20 protein-coding genes and 1 pseudogene are annotated in these 21,814 nt (G+C 63.4%); 12 read left to right on the forward strand and 9 right to left on the reverse strand.

All coding sequences use genetic code 11. The annotated features are described in order from the left end of the window. Positions 1–213: 213 nt before the first annotated feature. Both J2Z31_RS28605 and gatB read right to left on the reverse strand, forming a co-directional pair. On the reverse strand, positions 214–711 hold the full coding sequence (locus J2Z31_RS28605; protein ID WP_209607082.1) for a GNAT family N-acetyltransferase: 498 nt from the start codon (positions 709–711) through the stop codon (positions 214–216). Between the two features lie 2 nt (positions 712–713). Next, on the reverse strand, positions 714–2,216 hold the full coding sequence (gene gatB / locus J2Z31_RS28610) for an Asp-tRNA(Asn)/Glu-tRNA(Gln) amidotransferase subunit GatB (RefSeq protein WP_209607084.1): 1,503 nt from the start codon (positions 2,214–2,216) through the stop codon (positions 714–716). Between the two features lie 312 nt (positions 2,217–2,528). Here gatB and J2Z31_RS28615 point away from each other — a divergent pair, with 312 nt between their 5' ends. Then, positions 2,529–2,783, forward strand: coding sequence for a YjhX family toxin (locus J2Z31_RS28615; protein WP_209607086.1), 255 nt, complete (start codon positions 2,529–2,531; stop codon positions 2,781–2,783). Positions 2,784–2,873: 90 nt separating this feature from the next. Here J2Z31_RS28615 and J2Z31_RS28620 read toward each other — a convergent pair whose 3' ends face one another. The 4 genes from J2Z31_RS28620 to J2Z31_RS28635 all read right to left on the reverse strand — a co-directional run bounded on the left by J2Z31_RS28620 (position 2,874) and on the right by J2Z31_RS28635 (position 6,061). After that, positions 2,874–3,362: a GNAT family N-acetyltransferase gene (locus J2Z31_RS28620; protein ID WP_209607088.1), complete on the reverse strand. Its 489-nt coding sequence runs from the start codon at positions 3,360–3,362 to the stop codon at positions 2,874–2,876. Between the two features lie 71 nt (positions 3,363–3,433). Next, positions 3,434–4,915 (reverse strand): Asp-tRNA(Asn)/Glu-tRNA(Gln) amidotransferase subunit GatA, encoded by a 1,482-nt coding sequence (gene gatA / locus J2Z31_RS28625; RefSeq protein ID WP_209607090.1) that lies wholly within the window; start codon positions 4,913–4,915, stop codon positions 3,434–3,436. A 49-nt stretch (positions 4,916–4,964) separates the two neighbouring features. Continuing rightward, a complete protein-coding gene (gatC, locus tag J2Z31_RS28630) occupies positions 4,965–5,252 on the reverse strand; it encodes an Asp-tRNA(Asn)/Glu-tRNA(Gln) amidotransferase subunit GatC (protein ID WP_209607092.1) in 288 nt (95 codons plus the stop codon). 104 nt (positions 5,253–5,356) lie between these two features. After that, positions 5,357–6,061, reverse strand: a complete 705-nt coding sequence (locus J2Z31_RS28635; protein WP_209607094.1) for a metal-dependent hydrolase — start codon at positions 6,059–6,061, stop codon at positions 5,357–5,359. Between the two features lie 119 nt (positions 6,062–6,180). Here J2Z31_RS28635 and ruvX point away from each other — a divergent pair, with 119 nt between their 5' ends. Further along, positions 6,181–6,669, forward strand: coding sequence for a Holliday junction resolvase RuvX (ruvX, locus tag J2Z31_RS28640; protein ID WP_209607096.1), 489 nt, complete (start codon positions 6,181–6,183; stop codon positions 6,667–6,669). Between the two features lie 51 nt (positions 6,670–6,720). Here ruvX and J2Z31_RS28645 read toward each other — a convergent pair whose 3' ends face one another. Both J2Z31_RS28645 and J2Z31_RS28650 read right to left on the reverse strand, forming a co-directional pair. Beyond that, the gene (locus tag J2Z31_RS28645) at positions 6,721–7,029 is read right to left on the reverse strand and encodes a DUF6105 family protein (RefSeq protein WP_209607098.1); all 309 of its coding nucleotides are present in this window, start codon (positions 7,027–7,029) and stop codon (positions 6,721–6,723) included. Next, a complete protein-coding gene (locus J2Z31_RS28650) occupies positions 7,026–7,178 on the reverse strand; it encodes a hypothetical protein (protein ID WP_209607135.1) in 153 nt (50 codons plus the stop codon). The genes J2Z31_RS28645 and J2Z31_RS28650 overlap by 4 nt, the downstream gene beginning before the upstream one ends. A 165-nt stretch (positions 7,179–7,343) precedes the next feature. Here J2Z31_RS28650 and J2Z31_RS28655 point away from each other — a divergent pair, with 165 nt between their 5' ends. After that, on the forward strand, positions 7,344–8,279 hold the full coding sequence (locus J2Z31_RS28655; protein WP_209607100.1) for an AEC family transporter: 936 nt from the start codon (positions 7,344–7,346) through the stop codon (positions 8,277–8,279). On the opposite strand, the gene J2Z31_RS28660 is transcribed toward J2Z31_RS28655, so the two are convergent. Beyond that, positions 8,261–9,913 carry an acyl-CoA dehydrogenase family protein gene (locus J2Z31_RS28660; RefSeq protein WP_209607102.1) on the reverse strand — a complete coding sequence of 551 codons (1,653 nt, stop codon included), beginning with the start codon at positions 9,911–9,913 and terminating at the stop codon, positions 8,261–8,263. The genes J2Z31_RS28655 and J2Z31_RS28660 overlap by 19 nt on opposite strands. Positions 9,914–10,070: 157 nt before the next feature. Here J2Z31_RS28660 and J2Z31_RS28665 point away from each other — a divergent pair, with 157 nt between their 5' ends. The 9 genes and pseudogenes from J2Z31_RS28665 (at position 10,071) to J2Z31_RS28705 (ending at position 21,757) form a co-directional block, all read left to right on the forward strand. Continuing rightward, positions 10,071–11,012: an aspartate carbamoyltransferase catalytic subunit gene (locus tag J2Z31_RS28665; protein ID WP_209607104.1), complete on the forward strand. Its 942-nt coding sequence runs from the start codon at positions 10,071–10,073 to the stop codon at positions 11,010–11,012. Next, the gene (locus tag J2Z31_RS28670) at positions 11,009–12,301 is read left to right on the forward strand and encodes a dihydroorotase (protein ID WP_209607106.1); all 1,293 of its coding nucleotides are present in this window, start codon (positions 11,009–11,011) and stop codon (positions 12,299–12,301) included. Before J2Z31_RS28665 ends, J2Z31_RS28670 begins: the two co-directional genes overlap by 4 nt. A gap of 23 nt (positions 12,302–12,324) precedes the next feature. Beyond that, positions 12,325–12,936, forward strand: coding sequence for a glycerol-3-phosphate 1-O-acyltransferase PlsY (plsY, locus tag J2Z31_RS28675; RefSeq protein WP_209607108.1), 612 nt, complete (start codon positions 12,325–12,327; stop codon positions 12,934–12,936). Further along, positions 12,936–14,092 (forward strand): annotated as a pseudogene (gene dprA / locus J2Z31_RS28680) (DNA-processing protein DprA). Before plsY ends, dprA begins: the two are co-directional and overlap by 1 nt. Before the next feature lie 228 nt (positions 14,093–14,320). Further along, positions 14,321–16,984, forward strand: a complete 2,664-nt coding sequence (topA, locus tag J2Z31_RS28685; RefSeq protein ID WP_209607111.1) for a type I DNA topoisomerase — start codon at positions 14,321–14,323, stop codon at positions 16,982–16,984. A 2-nt stretch (positions 16,985–16,986) separates the two neighbouring features. Then, on the forward strand, positions 16,987–19,353 hold the full coding sequence (gene rnr, locus J2Z31_RS28690; RefSeq protein ID WP_209607113.1) for a ribonuclease R: 2,367 nt from the start codon (positions 16,987–16,989) through the stop codon (positions 19,351–19,353). Positions 19,354–19,389: 36 nt separating this feature from the next. After that, positions 19,390–19,845 (forward strand): DUF983 domain-containing protein, encoded by a 456-nt coding sequence (locus J2Z31_RS28695; RefSeq protein WP_209607114.1) that lies wholly within the window; start codon positions 19,390–19,392, stop codon positions 19,843–19,845. Beyond that, the gene (locus J2Z31_RS28700) at positions 19,842–20,561 is read left to right on the forward strand and encodes an NUDIX hydrolase (RefSeq protein WP_209607116.1); all 720 of its coding nucleotides are present in this window, start codon (positions 19,842–19,844) and stop codon (positions 20,559–20,561) included. Before J2Z31_RS28695 ends, J2Z31_RS28700 begins: the two co-directional genes overlap by 4 nt. A gap of 11 nt (positions 20,562–20,572) precedes the next feature. Further along, positions 20,573–21,757, forward strand: coding sequence for an MFS transporter (locus tag J2Z31_RS28705; RefSeq protein ID WP_209607118.1), 1,185 nt, complete (start codon positions 20,573–20,575; stop codon positions 21,755–21,757). Positions 21,758–21,814: the final 57 nt, after the last annotated feature.

Genomic DNA, 21,814 nt, shown 5'->3' on the forward strand with positions numbered 1-21,814 from the left:
GGACATCAACATCTCGCACCGCTTATGCCGTGCCACTCCCGCCTTGTCCAGTGATTCCAACCGGCTCAGGTTCATTTCACCTGCGCCTTGAGACACGAAGTAGCTGCGCTCGAAAGAGCCCCTCACACTGGCCTCGCACTGCCTGCCACATCAATCGCCAGCGCGCCATTGCGGACTGGCATTGAGGGGTGGCACTACGGCCTCGGGAACAACTCAGGAAAGACGCTTCTCGAGCACTAGCGCCGGTATGCCGGATTGCTCGCCGCCGCAATGGGCGGTGCTTGCAACCTCAGAAAATCCGTGCGCCCGGTAGAAGGCAAGCGCATGCAAATTCTGTGGCTCGACTTCGACGCGCATGTGCTCGGCATCGGGAAAGCAGGTTTCGAGCTCGGCGAACATATCGCGGCCGACGCCTTGGCGCTGATACTTCGGCAAGACGTAGAGCTGGTGGAGGATGACCGTCTTCTCAAGCGCGTCCGACATGGCCGCGAAGCCCATTCCGGCGATCTCGCTGCCGCTATCTGCAACGACGAACTCCGCGTTCTCGCGCCTCAACCTGGCCTTCAATGCCTCGACGGAGTGCCATCTGGCGGTGAGCTCGTCGACCTTCTCGGCGCCATAAAATGTATCGTATGTCGCATGCCAGGTCTCGACGAGCAGGGCGCGGATCTGCTCGAGATCGCGCTCGCTCGCCGTGCGCACGAAGAACATCGTCACTCTTCGAGGCCGAGCTTGGCCTTGACGAGGGCCTGGACCGCCTGTGGGTTCGCCTTGCCGCCGGTCGCCTTCATCACCTGGCCCACGAACCAGCCCGCGAGCGAAGGCTTCGCCTTGGCTTTTTCCACCTGGTCCGGATTGGCGGCGATGATCTCGTCGACAGCCTTTTCGATGGCGCCGGTGTCGGTGACCTGCTTCATGCCGCGGCTTTCGACGATCTCCGCCGGATCGCCGCCCTCGTTCCACAGGATCTCGAAGAGATCCTTGGCGATCTTGCCGGAGATCGTTCCGTCCTTGATGAGGTCGATGACACCACCTAGCTGCGCGGGAGACACCGGAGTCTCCTCAATGCTCTTGCCGGCCTTGTTCAAGGCGCCAAGCAGATCGTTGATCACCCAGTTGGCTGTGATCTTGCCGTCGCGGCCCTCGGCCACCGCTTCGAAGTAATCGGCGATCGCCTTTTCCGAAACGAGGACGGAAGCGTCATAGATCGAGAGGCCGAGGTCGCGGACGAAACGCTCCTTCTTGTCGTCCGGCAGCTCCGGAAGATCTGCCGTTAGCGCCTCGACGAAAGCGTCGTCGAATTCCAGCGGCAGGAGATCGGGGTCGGGGAAGTAGCGGTAGTCGTGCGCTTCCTCCTTCGAACGCATCGAGCGTGTCTCGCCCTTGTTCGGATCGAACAAACGCGTCTCCTGATCGACGACGCCGCCATCCTCGAGGATCGCTATCTGGCGACGGGCTTCGTATTCTATCGCCTGCCCGACGAAGCGGATCGAGTTGACGTTCTTGATCTCGCAACGCGTGCCGAACGCCTCGCCCGGGCGGCGGACCGAAACGTTGACGTCGGCCCGCATCGAGCCCTCGTCCATATTGCCGTCGCAGGTGCCGAGGTAGCGCAGGATCGAGCGCAACTTGGTGAGGTAGGCTTTCGCCTCGTCGGATGAGCGGATGTCGGGCTTCGACACGATCTCCATCAGCGCCACGCCCGAGCGGTTGAGGTCGACATAGGACATCGAAGGGTGCTGATCGTGCATCGATTTTCCGGCGTCCTGTTCAAGGTGCAGGCGCTCGATGCCGATTTCCACATCCTCGAACTGGCCCTGGCGGTCGGGCCCGATGGAGATGATGATCTTGCCCTCGCCGACGATCGGATCCTTGTATTGCGAGATCTGATAGCCCTGCGGCAAATCCGGATAGAAATAGTTCTTCCGATCGAAGATCGAGCGGTGGTTGATCTTGGCCTTGAGGCCGAGACCGGTGCGTACTGCCTGCCGCACGCATTCCTCGTTGATGACCGGCAGCATGCCGGGCATGGCCGCGTCGACGAGCGAAACATTGGCGTTCGGCGCATTGCCGAATTCGGTCGATGCCCCCGAGAACAGCTTCGAATTGCTCAGCACCTGGGCATGGACCTCCATGCCGATGATCACCTCCCAGTCGCCGGTGGCGCCGGGAATGAAACGTTTTGGATCGGGGGTGCGGACGTCGACGATGCTCATATCATGCTCTTCTCTGAAGCCTGAATTCGAGGTTTCTCGGTAGAGCAATTGGTCCTGCGGTGCAAGGCTTGTGAGGCGCGCCGCGCCTGCCCGGGACCGGTCCTTGCAACCTTGACGTTCCAGCGCCAGCTGGGTAGAAAATCGGAAATCCGAATGGAGCCTTGATGTTCAATCAGTCTGAGTCCCGGTGAGGGCCCTGCCCGCATTCTTCAGAATCGCGAGCACGGGCCGGAAACGTGAGCCCCGTCCTTCCTGCGAAGAACGGAACGTTTTCTTGCGTTCTGACGAACGCCATTCCGGAACACTCTACTCATGGACATTTCGCGCGCAGAACAGCGCATCCTTCATTATTTGGCCCAGGGCGGCCGCATCGAGATCATCCGCGACGGCAAGGCGATTGCCGAGATCCGCTGTTTCACACGCGACGGCTGGGTCTATCCCGGCATTGATCTCATGCTTTTTCGCAAGCTGAAGCGGAAGCGGGCGATCAAATCGGCCTCCGGCAGACCCTATCGGATCACCGAGCACGGCCTCAGACTCGTTCGCTCGGAACTCGACAACCGCTGAGCCGCCGACACGCCATTCACGAACCGAACGCCGGAGATCCCCCGGCGTTCGGCCCGAAGGACCATCCTGTTCAGGCCCGGAGGGAACCCGTCACCTTTCCACCTCCCCAAGCTCCTTGGCGAGGCCGATGAATTCGACATCGCGGTCGAGCCTTTGCGAATAGGCCGTCGAAAGCCACGTCACCCGATAACCGGCGCGCTCAAAGAAGGCGACTGCGGCGGTGTTCTGGGCGTGGGTTTTTGCACTTGCGACGTCGAAGCCATCGGCGGCGATGCGCCTCTCGACGTCGGCAAGCAGGGCAGCACCAAGACCCCTGCCCTGTGCTTCCGGATCGATCCAGAGGTCGGAGATGATGCCGTCGAGACCTTCGCGGGCGGCCCAGCCGCAGACGCGCTTCTCGTTCTCCACCAGGATTACGGAAAGCCAATGGCTCGTCAGGAAATCGTCGAAGGCGCGTCTTGCCGGACCACGCATTGCTGCAACGTCGCCGATGCCGGCGGTAGCGTTCTCCCAAGCGCTCAACCCAATCTCTAGGAGAAGGCCGATCTCATTCTGGCGTGCGTGGCGAATCACAACCATGAAGCGAAACCCCTTGCCGCTTCACTACATCATACCGTCCATGGCTTGACCACCAGCCGGCGAGGGCCCGGTTACCACCACTTGGACGGCGTGAAGCGTCCCGCGGCCTGCTCGATGATGTGAGCGGTCTTGAAGAGCGTTTCCTCCTCAAAGGGCTTGCCGATCAGCTGCAGGCCAAGCGGCAGGCCCTTGTGGTCGAGCCCGCCTGGCACGGCGATGCCCGGCAGCCCCGCCATGTTGACGGTCACCGTGAAGATATCGTTCAGATACATCTTGACCGGATCGGAGGCGAGGTCCTCGTCGGCGATGCCGAAGGCGGAGGACGGTGTCGCAGGCGTCAGGATCGCGTCGACGCCCGCCTGGAAGGCGAGTTCGAAGTCGCGCTTGATCAGGGTGCGGACCTTCTGCGCGCGCAGATAATAGGCGTCGTAGTAGCCGGCCGAGAGCACATAGGTGCCGATCATGATGCGGCGCTTGACCTCGCGGCCGAAGCCGGCGGCACGCGTCTTTTCATACATGTCGACGATATCCTTGCCATCGACGCGCAAGCCGTAGCGCACGCCATCGTAGCGCGCGAGGTTGGAAGAAGCCTCGGCCGGCGCGACGATGTAATAGGCAGGCAATGCGTATTTGGTGTGCGGCAGCGAGATATCGACGATCTCGGCGCCGGCGTCCCTAAGCCAGGCGACGCCTTGCTGCCAGAGCGCCTCGATCTCCTCCGGCATGCCGTCGACCCGGTATTCCTTCGGTATGCCGATCTTCATGCCCTTGATCGACTGGCCGATCGAAGCCTCGTAGTCCGGAACCGGCAGGTCTACGGAGGTCGTGTCCTTGGGGTCGACGCTTGCCATCGACCCCAACAGGATCGCCGCGTCGCGCACGTCGCGAGCGATCGGGCCGGCTTGGTCGAGCGACGAGGCGAAGGCGGCGATGCCCCAGCGCGAGCAGCGACCATAGGTCGGCTTGATGCCGACGGTACCGGTGAAAGCCGCTGGCTGGCGGATGGAACCGCCGGTGTCGGTCGCTGTTGCGCCGGCGCAAAGATGCGCAGCAACCGCGGCCGCCGAACCGCCCGACGAACCGCCCGGCACGAGATCGAGGTTGGAGCCCCGGGCGCGCCACGGGTTCTTCACGACACCGTAATAGGAAGTCTCGTTGGACGAACCCATCGCGAACTCGTCCATGTTCAGCTTGCCGAGCATCACTGCGCCGTCGTTCCAGAGGTTCTGCGTCACGGTCGATTCGTAGCGCGGCTTGAAGCCGTCGAGAACGTGACTGCAGGCCTGAGTATGGACGCCCTCGGTCGCAAAGAGATCCTTGATCCCAAGCGGAATTCCCTCGAGCGGCCGGGCCCTGCTTTCGGCAATGCGGGCATCTGAGGCTTTGGCCATCTCGCGTGCCTTCTCCGGCGTCACGGTGATATAGGCATTGATTCTTTCGTTGGCTGCCTCGATCGCGGCGATATAGGCATCGGTCAGTTCAACCGCTGTGATTTCCTTGGCGGAAAGCTTCGCGCGCGCTTCGGCGATCGTCAGGCTCGTAAGGTCGGTCATGGTGCAATCGGACTTTTTTAAAAACTGGCGTCGGGGGCGGGAAGGACGTTTATTCGACCACCTTCGGGACGAGGAAGAAACCCCGATCCGAGTTCGGTGCGTTGGCAACGATATCGGTCGCCTTGTCGCCGTCCATGACGGTGTCTTCGCGCTTCTTCATCTGCATCGGCATCACGGATGTCATCGGCTCGACACCGTCGACGTTCACTTCCGAAAGCTGCTCGACGAAGCCGAGGATGCCGTTGAGCTCGCTCGTCATCCGTTCGGCTTCCTCTTCGGTGAGGGCGATGCGGGAAAGGTGCGCGACGCGCTTCACGGTGGCAAGGTCTACGGACATGATCGTCTCCGGTCTATCGAGAGTTCCCCCGCTATAAAGGCGAGTTCAATGCTGTGCAACGGGGGAATGTCGCTAACCGGTCTCACGTCGGAGATCGCCGGCCGTCAGGCTGCCACGATGCCGCCGACCTCGGGCGTGGCGACCAGCGTCGAAGCTCCATCCATGCCGGTGACGAAAGTCTCCGGCGTCTGGTCGACGATCGGGAAGGAGCCGTAGTGGCAAGGAATCGCGGTCTGGAACTTGAAATAGCGCTGGCAAGCAAGTGCCGCCACGGCCCCGCCCATGGTGAACCGGTCGCCGATCGGCACGATTCCGATAGCCGGCTCATGCAATTCCTGAATGATCGCCATGTCCGAGAAGATGTCGGTGTCGCCCATATGATAGACCGTCGGCTCGTCGTCGAAATGCAGCACGAGCCCGTTGGCGTTGCCGAGCGAATGGGAGACGCCGTCCTCCGTGATCTGCGCCGAGGAATGGAGCGCATTGACGAATGTTGCCGAGAAGGCGCCGAGGTGGATCGTGCCACCGGTATTGCCGGGCTCCATATTCGAGATGCCGTGCCGACCGAGCCACATGCAGAGATCGAAATTGGCGACCACCGTGGCGCCCGTTTCCTTGGCAATCGCCACGGTGTCTCCGACATGGTCGCCATGGCCGTGGGTGAGCAGGATGTGGGTGAGCCCCGCGGTTGCCGCCTTGCGCTCGCTTTCGCGGAAGGCCGGGTTGCCGGTGAAGAATGGATCGATCAGGATTTTCGCCTTCGCGGTTTCGAGGTGGAAGGCGGAGTGGCCCAGCCATTTGATCTTCATGACACTCTCCCTCGGATCACGACTGTGCGGCAGCCGGAACCATAAACGTGATCGCTTTATCTGACAGACAAGCATATGGATCAAACCAACGAAGTGGAAAGATCGAATCGGCATATCCTATGGCAATTCTCACCATCGAAGAACTCGCGGCGCGGCTGCCGCCGCATCAAGCGATCGCCGGCCTCGACCTCGGCACGAAGACGATCGGTATCTCCGTTTCCGATCTCGGCCGGCGCTTCGCCACCCCGCGCGAGGTCATCCGGCGCGCAAAGTTCGGTATCGATGCGGCGGCGCTGCTGGCGCTTGCGGAGAAGGAGAAGATCGCGGCCTTCGTTATCGGACTGCCGGTCAACATGGACGGGAGCGAGGGGCCGCGCTGCCAGGCGACACGCGCCTTCGTGCGCAATATGGGCGAAAAGACGGACATTCCATTCGTGCTCTGGGACGAGCGGCTTTCGACAGTTGCGGCCGAACGGGCCCTCATAGAAATGGACGTCTCGCGAAAGAAGCGCGCCGAACGGATCGACTCGGCAGCCGCCTCCTTCATCCTTCAAGGCGCTCTCGATAGGTTGGCCACGCTCGCGAAGAATGGCGCGGCCGCCGACTGAAACCTACAGCGGAGAAATCCGATCGACCGGTCCACCCCACCCATGGAGCGGTCAGATTCCGCCGTTGGTATGAGCCGCCGGCGAGCCGAACCGCTGCCGATACCAAGCGATGATCTGCCGGCGCTTCCTGAGTGCGACGAGCCCGAAGAGCACAAAGGTGTCGACGACCATTGCCCGCGCCACCAGCGGCGGAATCGTCTCGGGCGGAATCCCTAAAACACGGCCATAGACCCGGAAAACCAGGTCGTGCGCCTCGCGCGTCAGCATGAAGATGCCGAAGCTCATGTCGTGATAGGAAAGTCCGTACCAGCCGGTCAGCAGCAGCACGGGGCCGCCCCAGAAGATCATCAGCCACTTCATGCGCCTCTCCCCTCTGCCCAGCCACTGATGAGCGGGTAGATCGCCCGGTCGGCCAGAACAACGGCGACGATGGCTACCGTCAGCGACGCTATGTCGAGCGCCAAGCCGGCGAAAAACATCATCAGGATGATCAGCAAGCCAGTTCTCACCGAACCGCTCCGTTGCGAATACATTGAACTACGGACACTATCCCAGCGCTTGCCGGTCCAGTGCAATGTAAACCATTTGTTAAGGTTAATATTCACAAGGGGGCAGAGAGTTGCGAGCAGCGCTCCACCGCTCTATGCATAGCACCTCCCTCTCATAGGCCCGTCATGACCGTCATCTTCGAAAGCATTGTGCCCGTTTTCCTGCTCGTGCTTCTCGGGGTCTGGCTGCGGCGGTCGAAGCTCGTCGACCAGGGCATGTGGGCCGGGCTCGAGCAGTTCGGCTACTACTTCCTCTTCCCCGCGCTTCTGTTCTCGACACTGGCGAAGGCGGACTTCACCGGCATGAAAGCCGACGCGACGGCGATCGCGACGATCGGCAGCGTGACCGTAATGTCGGCAGCCCTGCTCCTGAGCTGGCCCTTTTTGCGGGTGCGCGACGTATCCGGCGCCACCTTCACGTCGATATTCCAGACTGCGACGCGTTGGAACGGCTTCATGGCTCTCGCCATTGCGCAGAAGCTTTATGGCGCGGTCGGACTCAGCCTGACGGCCCTGGTGATGACGCTGATCATCATCCCGATCAATTTCTATAATGTCGCGGTACTCGTCTGGTTCAGCGGCCGCAGCCGCGGACTCGGATTTTTTTTCTTCAAGATCGTCACCAACCCGCTGATCGTCGCGTCGGCGGCCGGGATCCTGCTCAACCTCGCCGGCACCAGTCTCTATCCGCCGGCGATGACAGCGATCGACATGCTGGCGACCGCCTCGCTCAGTCTCGGCTTGGTCATGGTCGGTGCCGGCTTGAAGATCGCGGACGCGCTGAGGCCAAGCACGCCCGCTCTGCTCGCGGTGATGCTTAAGCTGATCGTCATGCCGATCTTCATGGTGGGCGCAAGCGCGCTCCTCGGAATCCGCGGTGATGCCCTGCTCGTCATCGCGCTTGGCGCGGCGGTCCCGACGGCGATGAACGGCTATGTCCTTGCCAAGCAGATGGGAGGAGACGCGGAACTCTATGCCGCCGTTGCCACGCTTCAGACGGCCGCGTCATTCTTCACCATACCGCTCGTCATCTTCGTCACCGGCTATGTGGCTGCCGGGTAGAGCAGATCGACGACGTAGGCTGAATCGAAGCGCGAATCGAGCATGCCATAGGTGGAGCGCCAGCCGGCCGCCAGGCGCGACTCGAGAAAGGCGTCGGCAATGCGGCCGGCACCGAGCCGATAAAGCTCCGCTGCCGCCGCCGCGAGCGCCAGTTGTTCGACCAGCAATCGGGCAGCCCCCTCGTCGCGCTCGCAGAGCGCCATGGCGGCCCGCAGCACCTCGATCGTCTTGCGTCCAGCGGGGCCAAGATCGCGGCTGAAAACGCTGAAAAGCTGCTCGAACAGTTCCTTGCGCCGCCCAAGCACCCTCAGGATGTCGAGCGCCATTACGTTGCCGGAGCCTTCCCAGATCGCGTTGACCGGGGCCTCTCGATAGTGCCGCGCGAGCGAACGCTCTTCTACATAGCCATTGCCGCCGAGGCACTCCATCGCCTCGTAGATCAGCGCGGGGGCGATCTTGCATGACCAATATTTCGCGACCGGCGTCATGATCCGCGCATAAGCGGCGTCCTCGGCGCTGGCATGAGCCTTGTCGAAGGCCTCGGCGAGGCGGAACGACAGCGCGCTCGCAGCCGCAACGTCGAGCGCCATATCCGCGAGCACCCGGGTCATGATCGGTTGGCTGACGAGCGCCTTGCCGAATACCTTGCGCCCGCGCGTGTGATGCACAGCCTCGGCGAGCGAGGCACGCATCATGCCGGCGGACGCGAGCGCGCAATCGAGCCGCGTCAGCGTCACCATGTCGAGGATCGTACGAATGCCGGCGTCCGGCGTCCCGAGCAGGAAACCGAACGTATCCGAGAACTCCACCTCCGAAGAGGCATTGGAGCGGTTGCCGAGTTTGTCCTTGAGGCGCTGAAACCGCAGGCCGTTCGCCGCGCCATCTTCGAGCAGCCGCGGCACCAGGAAGCATCCGAGCCCCTCGCGGGTCTGGGCGAGCATCACGAAGGCATCGCTCATCGGCGCCGACATGAACCATTTATGGCCGTTGAGGCGATAGATGCCCTCGCCGACGCGTTCCGCGGTGGACGTGTTGGCCCGCACATCCGTGCCGCCCTGCTTCTCTGTCATACCCATGCCGATGGTGACGGCGGACTTCTGCATCCAGGGGCGATTGGAGGAATCATATTTGCGCGAGAGGATCTTCGGCGCCCATTCCTTCTGGACGGCCGGAGACGCCGTGATCGCGGCCACCGACGCGCTTGTCATGGTAAGCGGGCAGAGATGGCCGCATTCGAGCTGCGCGGTCAGATAGAAGCGGATCGCCCTCACTTTGTGAGACTGGCCGCGCTCGTCCGGCAAATTCTCCCAGGCGGAGGAGTGCAGTCCCGTCGTCATCGAACGGCGCATCAGCGCATGCCAGGCGGGATGGAACTCGACGACGTCGAGGCGCTCGCCGCGGGGTCCATGCGTCCTCAGTTTCGGCGCGCCCTCGTTCGCCATGCGCGCCAGTTCCTGCGCCTCCGGCGAGGTTACATAGCGGCCAAGCGCGTCGAATTCATCGCGCAAGATCTTCGGCGTGCCGGACGTGATGTCGACCACCAGCGGGTCGGAGCGGTAGGCATTGGCACCGGACCAGGGCTTGGGCTGGTTCAGTTCTGCAAGTTTCTGTTCGGTCCGGTTCATCTGATTCATGGGCCGGTTCTAGCGCAAGTTTCGCGGGTGCGAAACAGGCCGGCGGAAAGAAGGACCGCGGCGGATAAGTTTTCTACGGAAGGGGTGGCGCGCCGCTTGCCGCTGCATGGACCACGTTCTATAGAGCGAGCCAAATCCCAGCATGCAAGGGCGGCTCATGATCACTTTCCCGCATCGCCACCTGCTCGGCATCAAGGGGCTGACGGAACAGGACATAACGCTCCTGCTCGATCGCGCCGACGAAGCCGTGAAGATCTCCCGCCAGAGGGAGAAGAAGACCTCTTCGCTCCGTGGCCTGACGCAGATCAATCTTTTCTTCGAAGCCTCCACCCGAACGCAATCCTCCTTCGAGCTCGCCGGAAAGCGGCTCGGTGCGGATGTGATGAACATGTCCGTCGGCAACTCTTCGGTCAAGAAGGGCGAGACGCTGATCGATACGGCGATGACGCTGAATGCCATGCACCCGGACGTGCTCGTCGTGCGCCATTCGTCCGCCGGCGCGGCAGCCCTTCTCGCGCAGAAGGTCTCCTGCTCCGTGGTCAATGCCGGCGACGGCCAGCACGAGCACCCGACGCAGGCGCTTCTCGATGCGCTGACGATCCGCCGTGCCAAGGGCAAGCTGTCGCGCATCATCGTCGCGATCTGCGGCGACGTGCTGCATTCGCGCGTCGCCCGCTCCAATATCCTGCTCTTGAACCAGATGGGAGCGCGCGTGCGGGTCGTGGCGCCAGCGACATTGCTTCCCGCCGGGATCGAGCAAATGGGCGTGGAAGTCTACCATTCCATGATCGAGGGCCTGAAGGATGCGGACGTGGTGATGATGCTGCGGCTGCAGCGCGAACGCATGGCCGGTTCCTTTGTGCCGTCGGTACGCGAATACTTCCACTATTACGGACTCGACTCGGAAAAGCTGAAGGCCGCCAAGGACGACGCGCTCGTCATGCATCCGGGACCGATGAACCGTGGCGTCGAGATCGCCTCGGAAATTGCCGACGGCCCGCAAAGCGTGATCGAGCAGCAGGTGGAAATGGGCGTCGCCGTCCGCATGGCGGTGATGGAAACGCTTCTCTTGTCCCAGAACCAGGGGCCGCGCCTATGACCAGACCGCTCGTCCTGCAGAACCTCCGCATTGTCGATCCGTCACGGAGCCTCGATGAGACCGGCACCATTGTCGTCGGCGGCGACGGCCGCATCCTTGCGGCGGGAAAGGATGCCCAGAACCAAGGCGTCCCGGCGGGTGCCTTCATCAAGGATTGCGCAGGCCTGGTCGCTGTTCCCGGCCTCGTCGATGCCCGCGTCTTCGTCGGCGAGCCGGGCAGCGAGCACCGCGAGACGATCGAGTCGGCCGCGCGCGCGGCAGCGATCGGCGGCGTCACCTCCTTCATCGCCATGCCCGATACGGATCCGGTGATCGATGACATCGCGCTCGTCGAATTCGTGCAGAAGACCGCCCGCGACAAGGCGCTCGTCAACGTCCATCCCGCCGCGGCGCTCACCAAGGGGCTCAAAGGCGAAGAGATGACCGAATTCGGCCTGCTGCGAGATGCCGGCGCCGTCTGCTTCACCAACGGCCGCAAGCCGCTCCACGATGCGCTGGTGCTGCGCCGCGCCATGACCTATGCGCGCGAGTTCGGCGCCGTCATCGCGCTCGAGGCCCGCGACAAGTATCTTGGCGCCAACGGCGTGATGAACGAGGGTCTGCTTGCAAGCTGGCTCGGCCTTCCCGGCATCCCGCGCGAGTCGGAGATCATTCCGCTCGAGCGCGACCTGCGCATCGCAGGCCTGACGCGTGCCGCCTATCATGCCGCCAAGATCTCCGTTCCCGAATCGGCCGATGCCGTGCGCGTGGCGCGCGAACGCGGCGTAAACGTCACCTGCGGGATATCGATCAACAACCTGACGCTCAACGAAAACGACATCGGCGAGTACCGCACATTCTTCAAGCTGTCGCCGCCGCTCCGCAGTGAAGATGACCGGGTGGCGATGGTCGAGGCGCTTGCCGACGGCACGATCGACATCATCGTCTCCTCGCACGATCCGCAGGACGTCGACACCAAGCGCCTGCCGTTCGGCGATGCGGCTGACGGCGCGGTTGGCCTCGAAACGCTTGCGGCCGCGGCCCTGCGCCTGCATCACAGCGGCCAGGTTCCGCTGATGCGGCTGATAGATGCGTTGTCCACGCGGCCGGCCGCCACTTTCGGCCTTGATGCGGGCACGCTCAAACCTGGTGCGAAAGCGGACATCGCAATCCTCGATCTCGACGAACCCTGGATTCTCTACAGGGAGGCACTGGTCTCCCGCTCCAAGAACACGCCATTCGAAAATGCGCGCTTTACCGGCAGGGTCGTGCAGACCTATGTTGCCGGCAAGCTCGTGCATTCGGTGTGATGGGGTTAAGCGGGGGACAACCGGTGGACATTCTTTCCTGGCAGCTGGGACTGCCTGCGACGCTTCTGTGTCTGGCTTTCGGCTATCTTCTGGGGTCGATCCCGTTCGGCCTCATCCTCACCCGCATGGCGGGACTCGGCGACGTGCGCAAGATCGGCTCCGGCAATATCGGCGCGACGAATGTGCTGAGGACCGGCAACAAGAAGCTTGCCGCGGCGACGCTGCTGCTCGATGCCTTCAAAGGCACGGCCGGCGCGGCGATCGCCTCTTATTGGGGTATCGAAGCGGGGATTGCCGCCGGATTTGCAGCCTTTCTCGGGCACCTCTTTCCGGTCTGGCTCGGCTTCAAGGGCGGCAAGGGGGTCGCGACCTATATCGGCGTGCTGCTGGGCCTTGCGCCCATCATGGTGCTCGCCTTCGCGGCCGTGTGGCTCGCTATGGCAAAGATTACCCGCTACTCTTCCTTATCGGCGCTGGTCGCGACCGCGAGCATTCCCGTCGCGCTCTACGCATCGGGATATGGAAAGATCGCACTGCTCTTTGCGGCAATGACCGTCATCAGCTGGATCAAGCACCGCACCAATATAGAGCGACTCCTGAGCGGCACGGAAAGCCGGATCGGAGAAAAGGGATAATGCCGAACGGCAGTCGACGAACCGGAACTGCGTTGACGGAACGGCAGAAGATCGCCTGGCTGCGGCTCATCCGCAGCGACAATGTCGGCCCGGCGACCTTTCGCGACCTTGTCAATCACTTCGGGTCCGCGGAGGCGGCGCTCGACGCACTGCCGGAGCTTTCGCGGCGCGGTGGCGCCGGGCGGACCACACGAATCGCTTCGGTTGACGATGCCGAGCGCGAGCTCGAAGCCGCGCACCGGTTCGGCGCCGTCTTCGTCGGCATCGGCGAGCCCGGTTATCCGCCGGCGCTCACGGAGATCGACGGGGCTCCTCCGCTCATTGCTGTAAAGGGCGATCTCGAAGCTGCGAGCCGGCCGGCCCTCGGCATCGTCGGCTCGCGCAATGCCTCGATCAGCGGGGCCAAATTCGCCGCGATGATCGCTCGCGAGGCTGGTGCGGCCGGCTACGTGGTCAGTTCCGGGCTCGCCCGCGGTATCGATACGGCCGCCCATCGTGCGAGCCTTCAGACCGGCACGATCGCCGCGCTCGCGGGCGGGCTCGATCGGCCTTACCCGCCGGAAAATGTCGGGCTCTTGCAGGAGATCACCTCCGGTGCCGGATTGGCAATCAGCGAGATGCCCTTTGGCTGGGAGCCGCGCGCCCGTGATTTCCCGCGGCGCAACCGCCTTATCGCCGGCGTCAGCCTCGGAGTCGTGGTCATCGAAGCGGCCAGCCGTTCCGGCTCGCTGATCACAGCGCGTTATGCTGCCGATTTCGGCCGCTGGTCTTCGCTGTCCCGGGCTCGCCACTCGATCCGCGTTGCCACGGGACGAACGACCTCCTGAAGCAAGGCGCGACCGTCACCACCTCTCCGGCCGATTTCATCGAGGCGCTGGCGCCGCTGAGCCGCGACGATCTGTTCTCGCGCCGGGAAGACAAGGCGCCCGCGGTCGAGGAGATGCGGTCCCCTCGGCCGGCAGCGGCGACGCCGGGCAATGGCGACCGCGCGCGGATCGTCGAGGCGCTCGGGCCGACTCCCGTCGAGATCGACGACATCATCCGGCATACGGGGCTCTCCGCCTCGGAGGTCCATCTGATTCTCCTGGAACTCGACCTTGCGGGCCAGCTCTGCCGCCACGGCGCCAATCTGGTCTCGCTCACTTCCGTTGAATAGAGCCGTCAAAGGCGCCCGCGGCGGCATGATATCGCCGGCCAAAACTCCAAATACGACAACAAACGGTTGCAGACCTTCGAGTTTTGCCGCTTGGTTGCGGTCGACGGCGATATCGCTATTTTCGATGAGACCTCTTGACCGCGCCCGAATCCCTGTCCATTTCGTGGCGTCGATGTTCGGCGCACAGGAGCTTGCGCCTCGCCATGTGAGTTGTGTCAGAAAATGACGATGAATGTTGTAGTGGTGGAATCGCCTTCCAAGGCCAAGACGATCAACAAGTACCTAGGCCCAGGCTACAAGGTGCTTGCCTCGTTCGGCCATGTGCGGGACCTGCCGGCCAAGGATGGCTCGGTGCGCCCGGACGAAGACTTCGAGATGTCGTGGGAAGTCGATGGCGCCTCCGCCAAGCGGATGAAGGACATTGCCGACGCGGTGAAGTCCTCCGACGGCCTCATCCTCGCAACCGACCCGGATCGCGAAGGCGAAGCGATTTCCTGGCACGTGCTCGACCTTCTCAAGAAGAAGAAGGTGATCGGCGACAAGCCGGTCAAGCGCGTCGTCTTCAACGCGATCACCAAAAAAGCTGTGCTCGACGCGATGGCGGAGCCGCGCGACATCGATGCTTCGCTCGTCGACGCCTATCTCGCCCGCCGCGCGCTGGACTATCTCGTCGGCTTCAACCTTTCGCCGGTTCTCTGGCGCAAGCTCCCGGGGGCGCGTTCTGCGGGCCGCGTGCAGTCGGTGGCGCTGCGCCTCGTCTGCGATCGCGAGGCGGAGATCGAGCGCTTCGTCACGGAAGAATACTGGAATATCTCGGCGCTCCTGAAGACGCCACGTGGGGACGAGTTCGAGGCGCGGCTCGTTTCGGCCGACGGCAAGCGGTTGCAGCCGAAGGCAATCGGCAATGCGGAGGAAGCCAACCGGCTGAAGACGCTGCTCGACGGAGCGAGCTACGTGGTCGAAAGCGTCGAGGCGAAGCCCGTCAAGCGCAATCCGTCGCCTCCTTTCACCACCTCGACGCTGCAGCAGGCCGCCTCCTCCAAGCTCGGCTTCTCGGCCTCGCGTACCATGCAGGTGGCGCAGAAGCTCTATGAGGGCGTAGACGTTGGCGGTGAGACTGTCGGTCTCATCACCTATATGCGTACCGACGGCGTGCAGATGGCGCCCGAGGCGATCGATGCCGCACGCCGCGCGATCGGCGGCCAGTTCGGCGAGCGTTACCTGCCGGAAAAGCCGCGCTTCTATTCGACCAAGGCAAAGAACGCCCAAGAAGCGCACGAGGCCATCCGGCCGACGGACTTCAACCGCACCCCCGAGCAGGTGCGCCGCTACCTCGACGGCGACATGCTGAAGCTCTACGATCTCGTCTGGAAGCGCGGCATCGCAAGCCAGATGGCGTCGGCCGAGATCGAGCGGACGACCGCCGAGATCACGGCCGACAACAGCGGCAAGAAGGCCGGCCTCAGGGCCACAGGCTCCGTCATTCGCTTCGACGGTTTCATCGCCGCCTATACGGACATGAAGGAGGACGGCGAGCAGGCGGACGATGGCGACGAGGGTGGCCGCCTGCCGGAGATCAATGCGCGCGAGAGTCTCGCCAAGCAGAGGATCAACGCCAGCCAGCACTTCACCGAGCCGCCGCCGCGCTATTCCGAAGCGACGCTGATCAAGAAGATGGAGGAGCTCGGCATCGGGCGTCCGTCCACCTATGCTGCAACCGTGACGACGCTTATCGATCGCGACTATGTGGCGATCGACAAGCGCAAGCTGGTGCCCCAAGCCAAGGGTCGGCTGGTGACGGCCTTCCTCGAAAGCTTCTTCACCCGCTATGTGGAATACGATTTCACCGCGTCTCTCGAAGAGAAGCTCGATCAGATTTCCGCCGGCGAGCTCAACTGGAAGGACGTGCTGCGCGAATTCTGGAATGATTTCTTCTCGCAGATCGAGGACACCAAGGAACTGCGCGTCACCAACGTGCTGGATGCGCTGAACGAGGAACTTGCGCCGCTCGTCTTCCCGAAACGCGAGGATGGCGGCGATCCGCGCATGTGCCAGGTCTGCGGCACCGGCAAGCTGTCGCTGAAGCTCGGCAAGTATGGTGCGTTCGTCGGCTGCTCGAACTACCCCGAGTGCAACTACACGCGCCAGCTTTCGTCCGAAAGCAACGGCGACGCGGAAGCCGCAGTCTCGAACGAGCCGCAAAGCCTGGGCCGAGACCCGCATACGGGCGAGGAGATCACCTTGCGCAGCGGCCGCTTCGGTCCCTATGTGCAGCGCGGCGACGGCAAGGACGCCAAACGCGCCAGCCTGCCGAAGGGCTGGACCCCCGCAGCCATGGATCATGAGAAAGCGCTCGCCCTTCTGTCGCTGCCCCGCGACATTGGGAAGCATCCGGAAAGCGGCAAAATGATCTCATCCGGGATCGGCCGCTACGGTCCCTTCGTGCTCCATGACGGTACCTATGCCAATCTTGAGTCGGTCGAAGACGTTTTCTCGATCGGCCTCAATCGCGCCGTCTCCGTACTCGCCGACAAGCAGTCGAAGAACGGCGGAGCCGCACGCGGTCGAACCGCGGCGGCGGCATTGAAGGAACTTGGGGAACATCCGGAAGGCGGAGCGATTACGGTGCGCGACGGACGCTTCGGTCCCTATGTCAATTGGGGCAAGGTGAACGCCACGCTGCCGAAGGGCAAGGACCCGCAATCCGTCACCGTCGAAGAGGCGCTGGCGCTCATCGCCGAGCGCGCCGGCAAGGCCGGTGCTTCGAAGGGAAAGTCGGCCAGGGGCAAGTCGGCGGCCGCAGCGACGAAGAGTGGCGGGTCGAAGGCGGAAAAACCCAAGGCCGCTGCGAAGGCGAAAGCGAAAACGGCCGCCAAGGCGAAGAAGGACTGACATTGACCAGGATTCCGGGCGACCCAACCGAACGGCCCCTGAAAGGCTCCGGCAAGAAGCAGCTCCGCGCCGCCAAGGCGGCGCCCGCCGCGAGCGAGACGATCATTCACGGCGAGGTTCCGTCTCGCGAGGTGCTGTTGCGCTTCATCGCCGAAAACCCGCAGCAGGCATCGAAGCGCGAGCTCGCCAAGGCTTTCGGCCTGAAGGGCGAGGCTCGGGTCGAGCTCAAAGCGCTCCTCAGGTCGCTCGAGGAGGACGGGCTGGTGGAGAAAAAGCGCAAGTCGCTCGTCCGCCCCGGCGGACTGCCTCCCGTCACCGTTCTCGACATCACCGTCCGCGACGTCGACGGCGAACTCATCGGGCGCCCGGCTGAATGGCTGGACGATGACGGCGTCGCGCCGGCCGTGCTCATCAAGCAGTCCAGTGTTGCGAAAGCGAAGGGCAAGGCCCCGGTTGCCGGCCTCGGCGACCGGGTGCTCGCCAAGATCTTTCCCGCAAAGGAGCGCGGAGGCCCCGCCTATACCGGACGCGTCATCAAGGTTCTCGACAAGCGCAAGGATGCGGTGCTCGGGGTCTTCCGCTCGACCCCTGGCGGCGGCGGCCGGTTGCTGCCGATCGACAAGCGCGGCGAGGAGGTGCTGGTCGATCCGGACTTCACCGGCGAGGCGAAGGACGGCGATCTGGTCGAGGTGCATCTCGCGCGTCTCGGGCGCTATGGATTGCCGCGCGCGCAGGTGCAAACTGTCATCGGCTCGGTGGCGTCCGAGAAGGCGATCTCGATGATCGCCATCCACGCGCACGGGATTCCCCATGTCTTCCCCGAGCGGGTGTTGAAGGAGGCCGAGGCCGCCGAGCCCGCGACGATGGCGCATCGCGAAGACTGGCGTTCGCTGCCGCTGATCACGATCGACCCGGCGGATGCCAAGGATCACGACGACGCCGTTTTTGCCGAGCCGGACCCCTCACCCGAAAATCCCGGAGGCGTAATCGTCACCGTCGCGATCGCCGACGTGTCCTGGTATGTCAGGCCGAAATCCGCACTCGACCTCGAGGCGCTGAAGCGCGGCAATTCGGTCTACTTCCCGGACCGCGTTGTACCGATGCTGCCGGAGCGGATCTCCAACGACCTCTGTTCCTTGAAGGAGGGCGTCGATCGCCCGGCGCTCGCGGTGCGGATGCGCTTCTCGAAGGAGGGCCGCAAGGCGGCCCACAGCTTCCATCGTATCATGATGCGCAGCGCCGCAAAGCTGTCCTACAGCCAGGCCCAGGCAGCGATCGACGGCAGTGCCGACGACAAGACAGGTCCCATCCTCGAATCGATCCTGCAGCCGCTCTGGGAGGCCTACCGGATACTCACACGCGGTCGGGAGCGGCGCCAGCCGCTCGAACTCGATGTGCCTGAGCGCAAGATCGTTCTGAAGCCGGACGGCACCGTCGACCGGGTCTTCGTGCCGGAACGCCTCGATGCCCACAAGCTGATCGAGGAGATGATGATCCAGGCCAATGTCGCGGCCGCCGAAACGCTGGAGCAGAAGCGGCAGGCGCTGATCTATCGTGTCCACGACCAGCCCTCGCTCGCCAAGCAGGAGAGCCTGCGCGAATTCCTGGCGACGCTCGATATCTCGCTCTCCAAGGGCGGCAACATGCGGGCGAACCACTTCAACGGCATCCTCGCGAAGGCCGACGGCAAGCCATACGAGACCATGGTCAACGAGATGGTGCTGCGCTCGCAGAGCCAGGCGATATACAGCCCGGAAAACATCGGCCATTTCGGCCTGAACCTGATGCGCTACGCCCATTTCACCTCGCCGATCCGCCGCTATGCGGATCTGGTGGTGCACCGGGCGCTGGTTGCCTCGCTCAGCCTCGGCGAAGGCGGGCTGACGCCGCAGGAGGAGGGCGTGCTGGACGACATCGCCGCCGAGATCTCCACCTTTGAGCGGCGCGCGATGGCGGCGGAGCGCGACACCGTCGACCGGCTGATCGCCCATCACTTGAGCGGGCGCGTCGGCGAGGAGTTCGAGGGGCGTGTTTCCGGCGTGACCAAAGCGGGACTTTTTGTCACGCTGCCTTCCTATGGCGCCGACGGCTTCATACCTGTATCGACGCTCGGACGCGATTATTTCATCTATGACGAGGCCCACCAGGCCATGTCGGGCGAGAAAACCGGTCTCGGTTACCGCCTGGGCGACCCGGTGCGCGTCAAGCTTGCGGAAGCGGTGCCGCTTGCCGGTGCGCTTCGCTTCGAGATGGTGAGCGAAGGGCGCAAAATGCCCACGGCAATGCGCTCGTTCCACAAGGCCGGCCGGCGCAATCGCGTAAATGCGGGCAAACGGCCGGGAACGCGACCGCCGCGCGGCAGGCGCTGACGCAGCAGCTTCCGCCCGGCATGAGGGACTTTGCACATGAAGGCAACGGCGACGGATATACTGCATCTCGGTGGCGCTGAGAAGGATGAACGGCCGGTTGGCCGCTCGATCAAGCGCGGGTTTTTCGGCCGTTGCCCGGCCTGCGGGAACGGCCGCCTGTTTCGCAGCTTCCTGAAGTCGGTCGATTCCTGCGCCGCCTGCGGCGAGCGCATGGATCATCACCGCGCCGACGACTTCCCGCCCTATATCGTCGTGACGATCGTCGGACATCTGGTGCTGACCGGTTATATGATGACCGATCTGATACTGCCGCTTTCGACCTGGCAGCACCTGGCGTTCTGGGCGCCGGTGACGCTCGCAAGCTCCTTGGCACTGATGCAGCCCGTCAAAGGCGCGGTCATCGGCCTGCAATGGGCCCTGAAGATGCACGGCTTCGGCGGCCATGAGGACACTCCGGAAGATAGCTTGCCGCCGCGAGATCCTTCGGCATGACGCGCGAAGGCGCCAGCGCCAGCCCTCCCCTTCCGCAACTTCAATCGGCGAGCCCTGCTCCATTACGGCCGCGCGATGCAGCATCCATTATGCTTCTCGACCGATCCGGCGGGAATGTGCGCGTCCTCATGGGAAGGCGCCACAGCGGCCATGCTTTCATGCCGGACCTTTACGTTTTCCCGGGGGGACGCTGCGACCCCACCGATTACCGGCTGGAGTTTTCGGGCGACCTGCATCCCGCGGTTCTCCAAGCGCTGAAAACGACCGAGCGCCGCCGTCCGCTCTCCGTTGGCAGAGCACGGGCGCTGGCGCTCGCCGCCGTCAGGGAGCTTCACGAGGAGGCGGGCGTGAGCATCGGCACGGCGCTCAGCCGGCCGAACGCACCCCTCCCCTTTCTTCCCGATCTCACAAACTTGCGCTATATGGCTCGGGCCATCACTCCTCCGGGACAGCCGAGGCGTTTCGACACGCGTTTCTTCGCGGTTTTCGCGGACGAGGCCGAGATCGATCCGTCCGAGATCCTGGAAAGCCGGGAGCTCCAGGATTTGCAGTGGATCGACGTGAAGGACTGTTCGTCTCTCCGAATTCCGGAGATCACCGCCATCATCCTTGCGGAAATGCGGACTGGCCTCGAAGCGGATCCCTTGCTCCCACACGAAAGACGGGTGCCCTTCTATTTCACGCGCCACCGGCGCTTCGTCCGCACGCTTCTCTAGGAATCTGTCGAATGTCGAAGCCGCTCTCCGGCACGCCTGCGCCGGTTGACGAAATTCACTGGCCTTCGCTGATCGCGGCCGTCGCTTCGATCACCTCGGTCGGCATCGCCATCGGCCTGGGGCTCCCGCTCTTGAGCATCATCATGGAAAAGCGCGGCATAGCTCCGACCCTGATCGGACTCAATTCCGCCATGGCCGGCCTTGCTTCCATGGCAGCCGCCCCACTCACGACGAAACTCGCGCATCGCCATGGCGTGGCACCGACCATGCTGCTGGCAATCGTCTTCGCCGCGGCCAGCGCGCTGGGCTTCTACTACATCAGCAATTTCTGGCTCTGGTTTCCGCTCCGAATCGTCTTTCACGGCGCGATCACCGTGCTCTTTGTTCTGTCGGAATTCTGGATCAATGCGACGGCGCCACCGAACAAGCGCGGCTTCGTGCTCGGCATCTACGGTACTGTGCTGTCGCTCGGATTTGCGAGCGGACCGTTGCTCTTTTCCATACTCGGAAGCGAGGGCATCCTGCCCTTTGCGGTCGGCGCCATCGTTATCCTGCTCGCGGCGATCCCGATCTATCTGGCGCGTAACGAAAGTCCGGTGATCGATGAAAAACCCGGACGCCATTTCGTGCGCTATCTCTTCCTGGTGCCGACGGCGACCGCCGCCGTCTTCATCTTCGGTGCCGTCGAATCGGGCGGGCTCTCGCTCTTCCCGATTTACGGCACCCGCGCCGGATTCACCGAATCGCAGGCCGCGCTCCTGCTCACCGTCATGGGCGTCGGCAACTTCATCTTCCAGATCCCGCTCGGCATGCTTTCCGACACCGTCCGCGACCGCCGCACGCTGCTCTCCGCGCTCACCGTGATCGGGCTCATCGGTGCTCTCTTCCTGCCTATGCTCGTGGAAAGTTGGTTTCTGATGGCGCTGGTGCTCTTGTTCTGGGGAGGATGCGTCTCGGGGCTCTACACGGTGGGTCTCAGCCATCTCGGCTCGCGCCTCCAGGGCGCGGATCTCGCCGCAGCCAACGCCGCCTTCGTCTTCTCTTATGCGGTCGGCACCGTGGCCGGTCCGCAGGCGATCGGCGCCGCCATGGACGTCACCGGCAATAACGGCTTCGCCTGGGCTATCGCGGCCTTCTTCGGACTTTATGTCGTGCTTTCCCTTGCCCGCATCGTTTTGAAGCCAAAACGGCCTTGACTTTTCGGTCGCGATTTGTAGTTTCGCGCCAACCTTGACCGTGGCCCGCAACCGGTT

The organism is Sinorhizobium kostiense, assembly GCF_017874595.1.
Classification (GTDB): domain Bacteria; phylum Pseudomonadota; class Alphaproteobacteria; order Rhizobiales; family Rhizobiaceae; genus Sinorhizobium; species Sinorhizobium kostiense.